The organism is Stutzerimonas stutzeri, assembly GCF_024448955.1.
Taxonomy (GTDB): domain Bacteria; phylum Pseudomonadota; class Gammaproteobacteria; order Pseudomonadales; family Pseudomonadaceae; genus Stutzerimonas; species Stutzerimonas stutzeri_AQ.
In genome coordinates, this window is sequence record NZ_JAMOIH010000015.1 from 16,014 (window position 1) to 30,284 (window position 14,271).

The following is a 14,271-nucleotide window of genomic DNA, read 5'->3' on the forward strand; positions in this document are numbered from 1 at the left end:
CGGCACGTACGTCGCGTGGCGATGCAGTACCGATGAACGTAATGCACGCATCCGGAGCATGTGGGTCAGAGCTACTGAACCCCAAAAGCAGTAGCTGCCATGCGCCCTTTGACCATCGATCTTCACCGGCTGGAATACGCGCTGGATAACCGCGACGCCAGCGAACATTACCTCGATCTGGAGTCCGGCCAAATCCGCGCGGTATTTCCCGGCGAAACCGCGCCGGGCGTGGACGAAAAATACGAAGTGCAGGAGGACCGCTTTCTGCATATCGAACCCCTCGGGCTTGCCGAATCGATCGCCATGCGCGAGGCGTTTCTGTTCACCCAGCATGACCCCATCGCTCACGCGATGCTCAGCGACGCATTAACAGGCCGCAAGCCTTTGCGAACCTTCGATTTCAAACTGGAGGATTTTCCCGCAGTACGCCAGGCCTGGCTGGACTATCAGGCTGTTCAGCTACGCGAATACGCCATCACCTGGCTGCACGACAACGGACTGGAGCCCTCGGGGCGCTAGTTTTTCTCGTACCGGTTGGAGGGCCCACTCCCTCACCCTAGCCCTCTCCCAAGAGGGAGAGGGGATTGCTGCAATAGGGCATGTCCTGGGCGGCGCTTGCCACCCGACTTGTCTCCCTCTCCCGCCGGAGAGAGGGTTGGGGTGAGGGGCGGAGCGAAGTGAAGCACAAAGGGCCGCCCCACCTACGAGCCAGCTTCCCGGCACTCAGCTCTCCAACAGAAAGGTCACCGGCCCATCGTTTAGCAGATAGACCTGCATGTCAGCGCCGAAACGCCCGCTGGCGACCGGCGAATGCTGACGCTGTGCCTGCGCCAGCAGGTAGTCGTAGAGTTCCTCGCCGAGTTGCGGCGGTGCCGCGCTGGAAAAACTGGGCCGAAGACCGCTACCGGTATCGGCAGCCAGGGTGAACTGGGAGACCAGCAGCAGACCGCCACCAATGTCCGTCAACGAGCGGTTCATCCGGTCCTGCTCGTCGCTGAAAACGCGATAGCGCAGTAGCTTGTGCAACAGCTTGTCAGCCCGAGCATGGTCATCTTCACGTTCGACGCCGACCAGTACCAACAGCCCTTGGTCGATGGCGCCAACCACTTCGCCTGCCACCTCGACCCGCGCCTGCCGCACGCGCTGGATCAATGCCTTCATCAGGCTTCCTCGGGCGGCAGATCGAGCAAGCGGTGGGCGATGTCCGCGGCGGCACGCACCAGGGCGTCACAGATACCGGGCTCCGCAGCCGAATGACCCGCTTCGCGGATGATCTGCAGCTCGCTGTTCGGCCATGCTTCGTGCAGTTCCCAGGCATTTTCCAGTGGGCAGATGACGTCATAACGCCCATGCACGATGATCCCCGGAAGATGAGCGATCTTGTGCATGTCACGCAGCAGTTTATCGGGCTCGAGGAAAGCATCGTTGACGAAGTAATGGCACTCGATGCGTGCCATCGCCAGCGCCCGATGGGTATCGGAGAAACGATCGACGACTTGAGTGTTGGGCCGCAGCGTGGCGGTACGGCCTTCCCAACAGGACCAGGCCTTGGCGGCGTGCATCTGGGCGATCTGATCGCTGCCGGTCAGGCGCCTGTAGTAAGCCTGCATCAGATCACCCCGCTCCTCCGGCGGGATCGGCGCAAGAAAGTCCTGCCAGTAGTCCGGAAACAATCGGCTGGCGCCTTCCTGGTAGAACCAGTGGAACTCCTTCGGCCGGCAGAGGAAAATGCCGCGCAGGATCAGCGCGTGCACATGTTCGGGAAATGCCTGAGCGTAGGCCAGCGACAAGGTCGAGCCCCAGGACCCACCGAACAGTACCCATTTGTCGATGCCGAGATGCTCCCGAATCCGCTCCATATCGGCGATAAGATGCGCGGTGGTGTTGTTTTCCAGGCTGGCGTGAGGGGTCGAGCGGCCACAGCCACGCTGGTCGAAGGTGATGATGCGGTACAGGTTGGGGTCGAAGAAACGTCGGCTCAGGGCATCACAGCCACCGCCTGGGCCGCCATGCACGAATACCACGGGCAGGCCCTCCGGTGATCCACTCTCGTCCACGTAAAGCACATGCGGTTGGTCGACCGCCAGCTCGTGCCGGGCGTAGGGTTTGATCTCCGGATACAAGGTCTGCATGGCACACTCCATGATCGGTGCGCGGGCCAAGGCCCGCCTGACGTTTCCGGCATCATAACGAGGTTCGAGAGGTTCGGCATGCCTGTATGGAAATTAGCCGCAGCTATTGCGGCGCTGGCGCTGCTACTGGCCGGCTGTGGCCGCAACGATCCGCAGGCCGCGCTTGAAATGGCCGCGCGATCGCTGCAAGAGAGTATCGAAAACAAGGACAACGGCGACCTGATGGCGCGCATACATCCGGAGTTTCGCGCCAACCAGAACCTTGACCGCGACTGGGTTCGGCGCACGACCGCCCTGATGTTCCTGCGCCATGCCAACGTGCAGGTGATTGCCCTGAATCCTCAGAGCTGGATCGACCCAACGTATTCCGACAAAGGCTACAGCGAAGCCCAGGTAGCACTGACCGGCGCCGAACGCTGGCTACCGCAACGCATCGGGCACTATCACGTCAGGCTCGAATGGTGGCACGAGGATGGTGAGTGGCTGTTGGCGCGGCTGGACTGGGAATAACCGCGTCAGGACGATTCGCCGCGCCATATCAGTTCTCTGACATCGTAGCCACGCTCACGGGCTTCAGCGAGCAGCCTGTCGCGCGTTGCCGCGTCGATTTCCTTCTCACGCGAAAGCAGCCACAGATAATCTCGGTCCGGGCTGCCAACCAGCGCCACACGGTAGTCATCGTCAAGGTAGAGAATCCAGTAGTGCCCTTTGGTCAGCCCCGGAAACAGGCTGCTGAACCAGTTATCGAAGCGAACCCAGAGTCTGTCGGTCTTTCCAGCCTGTTGAGGCACCGCTTGACCGTGGACCTGTTGCCATTCGCCGTCGGCGGTTTCGCAGCGGTTGGTCACCGCCACGCTGCCGTCATTCTGCAACTGATATTCGGCCTCAGAACGCACGCAGTTGCGCTGGAAGAACATCGGCAGGCGCGCCTGTTCGTACCAGGTGCCCTGATAGCGCTGGAGATCGACCTGACCGACCGTCTCGGGCCCTTCGACATTCCGTGAACCTGCGCAACCAGTGATCAACAGCGCGCAACACAGGACTAAAAGAAAACGCATAGGTGCTCCTTATTGCAGGCCTTGGCCGGAGAACATCATCACCTTGTCGCCGGCAAACTGAATGCTGATGAAGCGGTTCTTCTGTCCCCAGGTGCAGCTGGACATGCCCAGCGCGCCGGCGCACTCACCGGGCTTACCGAGTAATTCCTCAACTTCCGCGCGGGGCATGCCGGCTTTCAGCTTGGCGAAATTCTCCTGGGTGACCGGGCTGCAGGCCGTCAGCAATACGACAACGGCGAACAACGATAAATAACGCAGCGACATTGACAGATTCCTTGGTTCGGTCGGGTCGACCACGCCCGGCTGATAGAGATTAGGAAGCGAGCACGCGAGGTGGTTCCCCGCTGCAGCTAGAAGCGTGAGCCGGGCTCGGTCAGAAAGGCCTGCTCGGCCTCAGTGGTCTGGCGACCAAGCGTATCGTTGCGATGTGGAAAGCGGCCGAACCGGGCAATCACATCGCGATGGCGCTCCGCGAAATCGAGAAAGCCGGCGAACAACTTCCGGTCTTCGGGCGCAACGAGCCCGTGGAGCATCTGGAATTGCGCAACGGCCTGGTCCTGCGTCTGCAGGTTTTCCGCATGTTCTAGGGGGAGATAGATGAACACCCGCTGAATCGGCGTGAGCAGTACATCACCCCCATGCGCCATGCCTTCGCGAACCAATTGCAGGGCACGCTCGTCACCGGCGAACGCCTGAGGGGTCCCGCGGTAGATCATGCGAGGCAGCTGGTCGAGCAACAGCACCAACGCGAGCCAACCATGCGGCGATTCGGTCCAGTGGCCCAACCCGCCGGCCAGTGCCTGGTCGGTCAGCTCGCCGAAGCGGTCACGGGCCTCGACATCCTGTTCGAGCTTATAGCCGAACCACAGCCCGTGTTTCTGCTGGGCGATCTCGCCAACGCTGGCGCCCTGGCCGAACCACCAGTTCAGCAACTCCAGCCAGGGACCACTCACCGGTCAGTCCTGGTGGTAGCCGGTGGCGCGCTCGACTTCTTCCTTGGAACCGAGGAAGACAGGAACGCGCTGGTGCAGCGAAGTCGGCTGGATATCGAGGATGCGCTGCTTGCCATTGGTGGCGGCGCCGCCGGCCTGCTCGATGATGAATGACATCGGATTGGCTTCGTACATCAGGCGCAACTTGCCGGGCTTCTCCGGTTCGCGCGCATCCCAGGGGTACATGAACAGGCCGCCACGGGTCAGGATGCGATGCACATCGGCCACCATCGAGGCGATCCAGCGCATGTTGTAGTTCTTGCCCAGCGGACCTTCCTCGCCGGCCAGCAGTTCGCTGACGTAGCGCTGCACTGGTGCTTCCCAGTGACGCTGGTTGGACATGTTGATAGCGAACTCCGCAGTGCTGTGCGGAACCCGGATGTTGTCGTGGGTGAGCACGAAGCTGCCCAATTCGCGGTCGAGGGTGAAACCCATCACGCCATTGCCGAGGGTCAGCATCAACATGGTCTGCGGTCCGTAGATCGCGTAGCCGGCGGCGACCTGCTTGGTGCCGGGCTGGAGGAATGCTTCTTCACCGAGCGCATCGTTCTGGGTGAAGCATTCGCCCGGGCAGCGCAGCACTGAGAAGATGGTGCCAACCGAGACGTTGACGTCGATGTTGCTGGAGCCGTCCAGCGGGTCGAAGACCAACAGATAGGCGCCCTTGGGGTATTTGCCGGGAATCTGGTAGGCGTTGTCCATTTCTTCCGACGCCATGCCGGCCAGGTGGCCGCCCCACTCGTTGGCTTCGAGCAGGATTTCGTTGGACAGCACGTCGAGCTTCTTCTGCACTTCGCCCTGGATGTTCTCGCTGTCAGCGCTGCCGAGCACGCCGCCTAGCGCGCCCTTGGATACGGCGTGGCTGATTTCCTTGCACGCTCGGGCCACTACCTCAATTAGGAAGCGCAGGTCCGCCGGGGTGTTGTTGCTGCGGGTCTGCTCGATCAGGTAGCGACTCAGGGTTACGCGTGACATGGAATGGCTCCGGAGGATGAAAAACCCGCGCAGTTTAGCAGGCCGAGGGGAAACTAACCCTGCCTCAGACCCGCCCTGAGACCACAGAGTTCAGCGCAGCGGCAACTGGCTACATGACGAACCGATTCTTGATGTGTTCGCGAATGTTCCGAACCCAGGAAACCACGTTGTAGGTCGTGTTAGCCGAAGGCGTAACCCGACGGACAGTTTCACAGACAACCACAAAGCCACGGACGGATGAGCTTCCCCGCTATTGCGCCTGCTAGTCGGGTCGCTGCGTCGTGACCCGACTTACAGAACGGCGAGCCCCGCCCCTACATAACCTTCCAGATTTCTTCGGCGTATTCGCGAATGGTCCGATCGGAGGAGAACCAGCCGGTACGTGCCGTGTTCAGCACAGCGGAGCGCCACCAGCTGTCTGCATCGCTCCAGCGCGCTTCGACCTCCAGCTGCGCCTGCCAATAGGCTTCGAAGTCGGCGCAGACCATGAAGGTGTCGTGCCATTTCAGACCGTCGATCAGAGCTGTGTAACGACCGGGGTCGTCAGCCGAGAATGCGCCGTTGCGAATCGCCATTAGCACTTCGTTAAGGCGCGGAGAATCGATGATGATGGCTTCGGCGTTGTACTCGTTGGCCTGCTTGCGCGCCTCGACCTCCTGCGCGGTCATGCCGAAGATGAACATGTGCTCGCGCCCGATCTGCTCGGACATTTCCACGTTGGCGCCGTCGAGCGTGCCGATTGTCAGCGCACCGTTGAGGGCGAATTTCATGTTGCTGGTGCCCGAAGCCTCCAGTCCCGCTGTGGAAATCTGCTCGGATAAATCGGCGGCCGGAATGATGCGCTCAGCCAGGCTGACGTTGTAGTTGGGCAGAAACACCACCTTGAGCAGGCCGCGCACCGTCGGGTCATCGTTGATGGTCCGCGCGATGTCGTTGGTCAATTTGATGATCAGTTTGGCCGTGTGGTAACTGGCCGCCGCCTTGCCCGCGAAAATCTTCACCCGTGGTACCCAGTTTCGGCCCGGATCAGAGCGGATCGCCTGGTACAGCGCCACGGTGTGCAGCAGATTGAGCAGCTGCCGCTTGTATTCGTGGATGCGTTTGACGTGCACGTCGAACAGCGCATTCGGGTCGACGGCGATGCCCAGCCGCTCCTGAATCATGCGCGCCAGCATCTGCTTGTTGTTCAGCCGCTGGGCGGCAAATCGCGCGCGGAAATCCGGTTGATCGGCATAGGGCTCAAGCTGGCGCAGCAGCGTTTCCGGTGCATCGAGCAATTCTTCGCCGACATGCTCGACGAGCAGGCTGGTCAACTGGGGATTGGACTGGTACAGCCAGCGGCGGAAGGTGATGCCGTTGGTCTTGTTGCTGATCCGCTCGGGGTACAACGAATGCAGATCGGTGAACACCGTCTCGCGCATCAACCCGGTATGCAGCGCAGACACGCCATTGATGCAGTGCGAACCGAGGAACGCCAGGTTACCCATGCGCACCCGGCGGCCATGCCCTTCCTCGATCAGCGAGACCGAACGCAGCAGGTCCAGGTCATGAATGCCGCGCTCGCGCAACGCATCGAGGTGCTGGGCGTTGATCAGGTAGATGATCTGCATATGCCGCGGCAGCAGGCGCTCCATCAGCCCCACCGGCCAGGTTTCCAGCGCCTCCGGCAGCAGCGTGTGGTTGGTATAGGACAGCGTATTGACGGTCAGCTCCCAGGCCTTGCTCCACGGGATGTCGTGCACGTCGGCCAGCAGCCGCATCAACTCCGCCACGGCGATCGCCGGGTGGGTATCGTTGAGCTGGATCGCGGCGAATTCCGGCAGATTCATCAACGTGCCACGCTGATCCAGATGCCGCCGCAGCAGGTCCTGTAGCGAGGCCGCGACGAAGAAATACTCCTGGCGCAGACGCAGCTCCTGACCCGCCTCGGTGCTGTCGGCCGGATACAGCACGCGCGAGATGCTTTCGGCGCGGGCTTCTTCGGCGACGGCACCGATATGGTCACCGGCATTAAAGCGTTCCAGATGAAAATCCGCCTCGGCGCGGGCGCGCCACAGGCGCAGCGTATTGACGCTCGCGCCACGCCAGCCGACCACCGGCGTGTCGTAGGCAATGGCGCGCACGCCTTCGGCCCAGTGCCAGAAGTGCTTGGGCTGCTCTGGTCCGGCTGCGTCGTGCGGCATGGCCGTGACACTACCGCCAAAGCCGATCAGATAGCTGACTTCGGGCCGCTCGAACTCCCACGGATTGCCGAAATTCAACCAGGTCTCGGTCTGCTCGTGCTGCCAGCCGTCGACGATGGCCTGGCGAAACAGCCCGTGATCGTAGCGAATCCCGTAACCATGGGCAGCGATACCCAGTGTCGCCATGCTTTCCATGAAGCAAGCCGCCAGTCTGCCCAGGCCTCCGTTGCCCAGCGCCGCATCCGGCTCGGTCAGACGAATGCGCTCGAAATCCACATCGACACCCGCCAAGGCTTCGCGCGCAACGTCAAGCAGGCCGAGGTTACTCAGGCTGTCGGTGAGCAATCGTCCGATGAGAAACTCCAGCGAGAGGTAATAAACGCGCTTCTTGCCCTCCCGGTAGCCCTCGCGCGTACGGTCCATCCATTGGTCGATCATGCGATCGCGCGTGGCCAGCGCGACCGCTTCGAACCAGTCGTGATCGGACGCATGCTCCGGGTCTTTGCCGATCGAATAGGTCAGCTTGCTGATGATCGAATTGCGGAAGGTTGCGACAGCATCGGCATCAGGAACAGTGGGTTGTTGCGACATGGACAGACCTCATGGAGCTGGGAAGGGGTTCATGGCAGCACAGGCCACCTCGGCGAAGGGCTATGCAGACAGGTTTGCAGGTTTCCGTTGAATCTGCGCGACCGCCTGTCCGGCGTTCGACTCGTCGGATTCGCTGGAAATTCAACCCAGGGTCGTTATGATCGCGCGCCGCCATTACCGATACCGCCACAGTGAAGACACGACTGATCGCCTCCGCCGACCCCGACCGCCTGGAAACCTGGGCCCGCTACAGCAACGGGCTGTGCCGCGACTGTCACGCGACCTGCTGCACGCTGCCGGTCGAGGTGCGCATCGACGACCTGATTCGCCTGGAAGTGGTTGATGCCTTCGAACGTGACGAGCCGCTGAAGAACGTCGCCAAACGCCTGAGCAAAGCGGGCATCGTCGAGCATTTCAATCAGAAGCACGGCATCTTCACCCTGACCCGGCTGGCCAACGGTGACTGCCTCTATCTGGACCGCAAGACCCGCCTGTGCACGGTCTACGCCAAGCGCCCGGACACCTGCCGCAACCACCCCAGAATTGGCCCGCGTCCCGGTTACTGCGCTTATCAGCAGAAAGCCACGGTGCGCTGACGCAAACCGTCGTGTGGCCTCCTGAAAGCCGCGAAAAGCGGTTTTAGAAACTGGCAATATCGTGACTCAGCGGTCATGCTTGGCGTCTGCCTGTATCTGCAAACGTTTAGGAATCCACCCGGCATGAGCCGCGATAGCCGCTATCTGGAAGCCATTCTGCATCACGACATCCCTCTGACCCGGGCGATGGGCCTGCGTGTCGATCAATGGGAAAACCACGAGTTGCGCTTGAAGGTCCCGCTGCAAGCGAACATCAATCACAAGAGCAGCATGTTTGGCGGCAGCCTGTATTGCGCGTCGGTGCTGGCTGGCTGGGGTTGGTTGCACCTGCGCTTGCGCGAGGCCGGGATCGAAGACGGCCATATCGTCATTCACGAAGGCCAGATCGACTATCCGCTACCGGTGGTGGATGACGCGACGGCGATCTGCTCGGCGCCGGACGATGGCGCCTGGGAGCGCTTCGAGACGATCTATCGTCGTCGCGGCCGCTCACGTCTCACACTGCACAGCCGAATCCTCGCAGCCGATGGTCGCGACGCCGTGCGCTTCACCGGCCAGTTCGTTCTGCACAAATAGCGCTGGCGCCGTTGGGCTTCGTTGCGAAGCCCAATCCGCAACCTCTCAGACGTAACGCGATTTAGGCGTCGCCATCGGCAGCGGGCCGTCGCCGATCAGGCGAAACTCGCCACGCGCCGCATCGTACGCGCGAATTTCACTGGTGCCGATGTTGTACAGCCAGCCGTGAATGAACAGCTGGCCGCTGGCCAGTCGCGCCGCTACCGAAGGATGCGTACGCAGGTGTTCGAGCTGCGCCAGCACGTTTTCCTCGGTGAGAATGCGCAAGGTGCTGTCATCGGCACAGCCGCAATTCTCTTCCACCACGGTCCTCGCCACCTCGGCATGGCGCAGCCAGCTGCGTACAGTGGGCATGCGCTCAAGGCCCGAGGGATCGAGCACCGCCTTCATCGCACCACAGTCTGAATGCCCGCACACGATGATGTGCTTGACGCCCAGCGCCATCACGGCGAACTCGATCGCCGTCGACACGCCGCCGTTCATCTGGCCGTAGGGCGGCACGATATTGCCGACGTTACGGGTCACGAACAGATCGCCCGGAGAGCTCTGGGTGATCAGCTCCGGAAGGATCCGCGAATCCGCGCAGGTGATGAACATCGCCCGCGGCGTCTGCTCGTGGGCAAGCTTGGCGAACAGCTCGCGCTGCTGCGGATAGACATCCTCGCGAAAGCGCATGACGCCCGCGACCAGGTTATCGAGCGCGTCCTGCGCCGTTTCGCTCGTCTTGTCTTCGAGGCTCATTACGACATCTCTTTCTGTGTAGGTTGAGCCCGACCCGGCAGTTTGTGCCGAAGCGGGCAGCGGGACCCGAGCGGGCCGGCACTAGCACGCCGACCGCAGGTTTGGTTATTCGCCGCGAATGTACTGTTCGAGATGCTGGATCAGGCTTTCCTTCTCGGCGACGAGCTCCTTGACCACGTCGCCGATGGAAAGCATGCCGACCAGCTTGCCCGCTTCGAGTACCGGCAGGTGACGCAAGTGCCGATCGGTCATCAGCTGCATGCATTCCTCGAGCCCCTGATGCGGCTCGACGGTCACTAGATTGACGCTCATGATCGTGCTAACAGGCGTTGCGAACGACGAACGCCCCTTCAGGACGCATTTGCGCGCATAGTCGCGCTCACTGACGATGCCGACCAAGCGACCATCGGCTTCGGCCACCGGCAGCGCGCCGACGTTCTTTTCCGCCAGCACCTGCAGCGCCGTGAGTACCGTGTCGGTCGGTGCGATGGTATGTACGCTCAAGTTCGACTTGCTGCTGACGACCTGTCCTACCGTTTTCATGGTTTCATCTCCTCCATGCCGACCCCAAGCCGGACGCCACATAGGGTCTGTTGCCATTTCGTCGCAAGCCGCGTTGCCGCGACAAATAATGCCAGGCAAGGCGCGGGACGCAGGTAATGGTCGCTCCCTTGCCAAGTCCCGCAACGCCGCATGGCGCTGTCATTTAAGTGCGCAGCCTAGGCGGCCCCACCCGAAGGGACGGGCCGGTTTTTGCGCGATACCGCGTTTCTCGTCGCTTATTTGAACGACCAAACTGCGCGACTCGTGCCTTGTCTCGCGTAAAAACCGGCTCCGTCGCGGCCGCGACGAAACGGCAACAGACCCTACTAGCATCATCCGCAGGCATGGGTGGGTAAAGCGTTTTTCCGCGCTTGAAACACGCCGTTCCAAAAGACGCATGCGCCGGCGAGGAAGACACCTTATGCCGCGCCTGGACGTCATCCAGGCACGGCTCGGGCTCAGGCGATCTCGATCAGCAAGTCGCCGGGCGTCACGCGATCGCCCTTGGCCACATGCACGGCCTTCACGGTACCGGCGATGGGCGCCTGAATCTCGGTTTCCATCTTCATCGCCTCGCTGATCAGCACCGGCTGCCCGGCCTTGACCGTATCACCTTCCTTGACCAGCACATCGACCACATTACCCGGCATGCTGGTGCTGACATCGCCCGGACCACTGGCCTGCTTGCGCTGACCGGCAGTGCCACCGCCGACGAAGTTATTCAGCGGCTCGAATACCACCTCTTCCGGCATGCCGTCGATGGACAGGAAGAAATGCCGCTTGCCTTCACCCTTGACGCCGACACCGGTGATGTCGACGCGATAGGTCTCGCCATGCACGTCGATGACGAACTCGGTCGGCACGCCCTCTCCACTTACCGCGCTGACCGCGTTGCCATCCGGAACCGGCAACAGCACTTCCGGTTGCAGCGTGCCTGCCTCGCGCTCCTCAAGGAACTTGCGGCCGATATCGGGGAACATGGCATAGGTCAGCACGTCCTCTTCGGATTTGGCCAGCGCACCGATCTCCGTGCGCAGCTTGTCCAGCTCTGGCTTGATGAGGTCGGCCGGACGCACTTCGACGATCTCCTCGCCGCCGATGGCCTGGCGCTGCAGTTTGGTGTCGATGGTGCCCGGCGCCTTGCCGTAGCGGCCTTGCAGGTAGAGTTTCACTTCATTGGTGATGGTCTTGTAGCGCTCGCCGGCCAGCACGTTGAAGAAGGCCTGGGTGCCGACGATCTGCGAGGTCGGTGTGACCAGCGGCGGGTAGCCCAGGTCCTTGCGTACGCGCGGGATCTCGGCTAGCACTTCATCCATGCGATTGAGCGCGCCCTGCTCCTTGAGCTGGTTGGCCAGGTTGGAAATCATCCCGCCGGGCACCTGATTGACCTGCACGCGGGTATCGACGCCGGTGAATTCGCTTTCGAACTGGTGGTACTTCTTGCGCACCGCATAGAAGTACAGGCCGATCTCCTGGATCAGTTCCAGATCCAGACCGGTGTCGTAAGGCGTTCCGCGCAACGCGGCGACCATCGACTCCGTGCCCGGATGGCTAGTGCCCCATGCCATGGAGGAAATCGCCGTGTCGATGTGATCGGCGCCGTTTTCGATGGCCTTGAGCTGGCACATGCTGGCGACACCGGCGGTGTCGTGAGAATGGATGAACACCGGCAGATCGATCTCGGATTTCAGCGCACGCACCAGATCGCCGGTAGCAAACGGCGTCAGCAGGCCAGCCATGTCCTTGATGGCGATCGAGTCGACGCCCATGTCGCGCATTGCCCGACCCTGTTCGACGAACAGCTCGATGGTGTGTACCGGGCTGGTGGTGTAGGCGATGGTGCCCTGGGCGTGCTTGCCGGTCTTTTTCACCGCACGGATGGCGGTTTCCAGGTTCCGTACGTCGTTCATCGCATCGAAGATGCGGAATACGTCGATGCCATTGTCCGCCGCCTTAGCACAGAAGGCCTCGACCACATCGTCGGCGTAGTGCCGATAGCCAAGCAGGTTCTGCCCACGTAGTAGCATTTGCAGGCGGGTGTTAGGCAGCGCAGCCTTGAGCTGGCGCAGGCGTTCCCAGGGGTCTTCCTTAAGGAAACGCACGCAGGCGTCGAAGGTCGCGCCGCCCCAGACTTCGAGCGACCAGTAGCCGACGCGGTCGAGCTTCTCGCAGATCGGCAGCATGTCTTCGGTGCGCATGCGGGTCGCGATCAGCGACTGGTGGGCGTCGCGCAGGATGGTGTCGGTAACGGTGATTTTCTTCTGAGCAGTCATGGTTCGTTCCTCACAGTCCTGCGTGGGCAGCGATGGCGGCGGCAATGGCCAGGGCCAGTTCGCTCGGCTTGCGCTTGATCGAGTAGGTCATCAATTCCGGGTGGTTATCGACAAAGCTGGTGTTGAACTGCCCGCTGCGGAAATCCGGATTTTCGAGAATTTTCTGGTAGTAAAAGGCCGTGGTCTTCACACCCTGCACACGCATGTCGTCCAGCGCGCGGGAGCCACGGGCCAGCGCCTCTTCCCAGGTCAGCGCCCAGACGATCAACTTCAGGCACATCGAGTCGTAGTAAGGCGGGATGGTGTAGCCGGTGTAGATCGCCGTATCGGTGCGCACGCCCGGGCCGCCGGGTGCGTAGTAGCGAGTGATCTTGCCGAAACAGGGTAGGAAATTGTTGCGCGGGTCTTCGGCATTGATGCGGAACTGCAGGGCGAAGCCGCGATACTGGATATCTTCCTGCTTGAACGAGAGCGGCAAACCGGAGGCGATGCGGATCTGCTCGCGGACGATGTCGATGCCGGTGATTTCCTCGGTGATGGTGTGCTCCACCTGCACCCGCGTGTTCATCTCCATGAAGTACACCTCGCCATCGGCGAGCAGGAACTCCACAGTCCCGGCATTCTCGTAGCCCACCGCTTTGGCCGCGCGCACCGCCAGATCACCGATATAGGCACGCTGTTCCGGAGTCAGCTGCGGGCTAGGCGCGATCTCGATGAGCTTCTGGTTGCGGCGCTGGATCGAGCAGTCGCGCTCGAACAGATGCACGGTGCTGCCGAACGAGTCGGCCAGGATTTGCGCCTCGATGTGCTTGGGCTCGACGATGCATTTCTCAAGGAACACGTCCGCCGAACCGAATGCCTTGGTCGCCTCGGAGATTACCCGTGGGTAGGCCTGGGCCAGTTCCTCGCGAGAGTTGCAGCGGCGAATGCCGCGCCCGCCCCCGCCGGAAGTCGCCTTGAGCATCACTGGGTAGCCGATGCGCTCGGCCTCGGCCAGCGCTTGCTCGACATCGGCGACGTTGCCTTCGGTGCCGGGCGTGACCGGCACACCGGCCTTGATCATGCTGCGCCGCGCCTCGGTCTTGTCGCCCATGCGGCGGATGACTTCGGCGCTTGGACCGACGAATTTGATGCCGCGCTCGGCGCAGATTTCCGCCAGCTCGGCATTCTCCGAGAGAAAGCCGTAACCCGGATGCAACGCATCGCAGCCGGTCTCGACGGCCAAGTTCACCAGCTTGCGCGGGTTCAGGTAGCCGGCCAGTGGGTCGTCACCGATGAAATACGCCTCGTCGGCGCGCTTGACGTGCAGCGCATGGCGGTCAGGCTCGGCGAATACCGCCACCGAGCGCACGCCCATTTCGGCACAGGCCCGCACGATGCGGACGGCAATTTCACCGCGGTTGGCGATCAGCAGCTTCTTGATCACGCTGTCATTCCCTCGGTCGATTAGCAGGCGGCCACCTCGTGGGGCCGTGTGGCGCTTGCACTCAATGCAAGCGTTTAAACCCTACGCCCACCGGCATGATTACCGAAAATAAATAATTGTTTGACGTTGGATAAATAATTACTTATAGCTTGCGTTTGAGCGCGCTAGACCGCGGCCTCGGCAGA

At 61.7% G+C, this 14,271-nt stretch carries 15 protein-coding genes; 4 read left to right on the forward strand and 11 right to left on the reverse strand.

Annotated features, from left to right (window positions below; genetic code table 11):
• Positions 1–99 precede the first annotated feature (99 nt).
• Positions 100–519: a UPF0158 family protein gene (locus NA645_RS15815; protein ID WP_256049719.1), complete on the forward strand. Its 420-nt coding sequence runs from the start codon at positions 100–102 to the stop codon at positions 517–519.
• A gap of 204 nt (positions 520–723) precedes the next feature.
• On the opposite strand, the gene dtd is transcribed toward NA645_RS15815, so the two are convergent.
• Together dtd and pip are read right to left on the reverse strand one after the other, a co-directional pair.
• Positions 724–1,161: a D-aminoacyl-tRNA deacylase gene (gene dtd / locus NA645_RS15820; RefSeq protein WP_256049720.1), complete on the reverse strand. Its 438-nt coding sequence runs from the start codon at positions 1,159–1,161 to the stop codon at positions 724–726.
• Complete coding sequence (pip, locus tag NA645_RS15825; RefSeq protein WP_256049721.1) at positions 1,161–2,132, reverse strand: prolyl aminopeptidase; 972 nt, start codon at positions 2,130–2,132, stop codon at positions 1,161–1,163. The genes dtd and pip overlap by 1 nt, the downstream gene beginning before the upstream one ends.
• A 78-nt stretch (positions 2,133–2,210) precedes the next feature.
• Between pip and NA645_RS15830 the strand changes: the two genes are divergently transcribed.
• The gene (locus NA645_RS15830; protein ID WP_256049722.1) at positions 2,211–2,642 is read left to right on the forward strand and encodes a hypothetical protein; all 432 of its coding nucleotides are present in this window, start codon (positions 2,211–2,213) and stop codon (positions 2,640–2,642) included.
• A gap of 5 nt (positions 2,643–2,647) precedes the next feature.
• Here NA645_RS15830 and NA645_RS15835 read toward each other — a convergent pair whose 3' ends face one another.
• The 5 genes from NA645_RS15835 to NA645_RS15855 all read right to left on the reverse strand — a co-directional run bounded on the left by NA645_RS15835 (position 2,648) and on the right by NA645_RS15855 (position 7,931).
• Positions 2,648–3,190 carry a lipocalin family protein gene (locus tag NA645_RS15835; protein ID WP_256049723.1) on the reverse strand — a complete coding sequence of 181 codons (543 nt, stop codon included), beginning with the start codon at positions 3,188–3,190 and terminating at the stop codon, positions 2,648–2,650.
• Between the two features lie 9 nt (positions 3,191–3,199).
• Positions 3,200–3,454: an outer membrane protein assembly factor BamE gene (locus NA645_RS15840; RefSeq protein WP_256049724.1), complete on the reverse strand. Its 255-nt coding sequence runs from the start codon at positions 3,452–3,454 to the stop codon at positions 3,200–3,202.
• Between the two features lie 86 nt (positions 3,455–3,540).
• Positions 3,541–4,143, reverse strand: coding sequence for a DUF924 family protein (locus NA645_RS15845; RefSeq protein ID WP_256049725.1), 603 nt, complete (start codon positions 4,141–4,143; stop codon positions 3,541–3,543).
• A 3-nt stretch (positions 4,144–4,146) separates the two neighbouring features.
• The gene (locus NA645_RS15850; protein WP_256049726.1) at positions 4,147–5,157 is read right to left on the reverse strand and encodes a class 1 fructose-bisphosphatase; all 1,011 of its coding nucleotides are present in this window, start codon (positions 5,155–5,157) and stop codon (positions 4,147–4,149) included.
• 314 nt (positions 5,158–5,471) lie between these two features.
• Complete coding sequence (locus NA645_RS15855) at positions 5,472–7,931, reverse strand: glycogen/starch/alpha-glucan phosphorylase (RefSeq protein ID WP_256049727.1); 2,460 nt, start codon at positions 7,929–7,931, stop codon at positions 5,472–5,474.
• 191 nt (positions 7,932–8,122) lie between these two features.
• Here NA645_RS15855 and NA645_RS15860 point away from each other — a divergent pair, with 191 nt between their 5' ends.
• Positions 8,123–8,527 carry a YkgJ family cysteine cluster protein gene (locus tag NA645_RS15860; RefSeq protein ID WP_256049728.1) on the forward strand — a complete coding sequence of 135 codons (405 nt, stop codon included), beginning with the start codon at positions 8,123–8,125 and terminating at the stop codon, positions 8,525–8,527.
• A gap of 123 nt (positions 8,528–8,650) precedes the next feature.
• Complete coding sequence (locus tag NA645_RS15865; protein ID WP_131649405.1) at positions 8,651–9,103, forward strand: thioesterase domain-containing protein; 453 nt, start codon at positions 8,651–8,653, stop codon at positions 9,101–9,103.
• Between the two features lie 45 nt (positions 9,104–9,148).
• Here the strand turns inward: NA645_RS15865 and NA645_RS15870 are convergent, their stop codons facing one another.
• From NA645_RS15870 to NA645_RS15885, 4 genes are all read right to left on the reverse strand, one after another.
• The gene (locus NA645_RS15870; protein ID WP_256049729.1) at positions 9,149–9,844 is read right to left on the reverse strand and encodes a carbonic anhydrase; all 696 of its coding nucleotides are present in this window, start codon (positions 9,842–9,844) and stop codon (positions 9,149–9,151) included.
• A 105-nt stretch (positions 9,845–9,949) separates the two neighbouring features.
• On the reverse strand, positions 9,950–10,387 hold the full coding sequence (locus tag NA645_RS15875) for a CBS domain-containing protein (RefSeq protein ID WP_256049730.1): 438 nt from the start codon (positions 10,385–10,387) through the stop codon (positions 9,950–9,952).
• A gap of 458 nt (positions 10,388–10,845) precedes the next feature.
• Entirely contained in the window at positions 10,846–12,660 is a 1,815-nt protein-coding gene (oadA, locus tag NA645_RS15880) for a sodium-extruding oxaloacetate decarboxylase subunit alpha (RefSeq protein ID WP_256049731.1), read from the reverse strand.
• Positions 12,661–12,670: 10 nt separating this feature from the next.
• Positions 12,671–14,086 (reverse strand): acetyl-CoA carboxylase biotin carboxylase subunit, encoded by a 1,416-nt coding sequence (locus NA645_RS15885; protein WP_131649401.1) that lies wholly within the window; start codon positions 14,084–14,086, stop codon positions 12,671–12,673.
• Positions 14,087–14,271 lie beyond the last annotated feature (185 nt).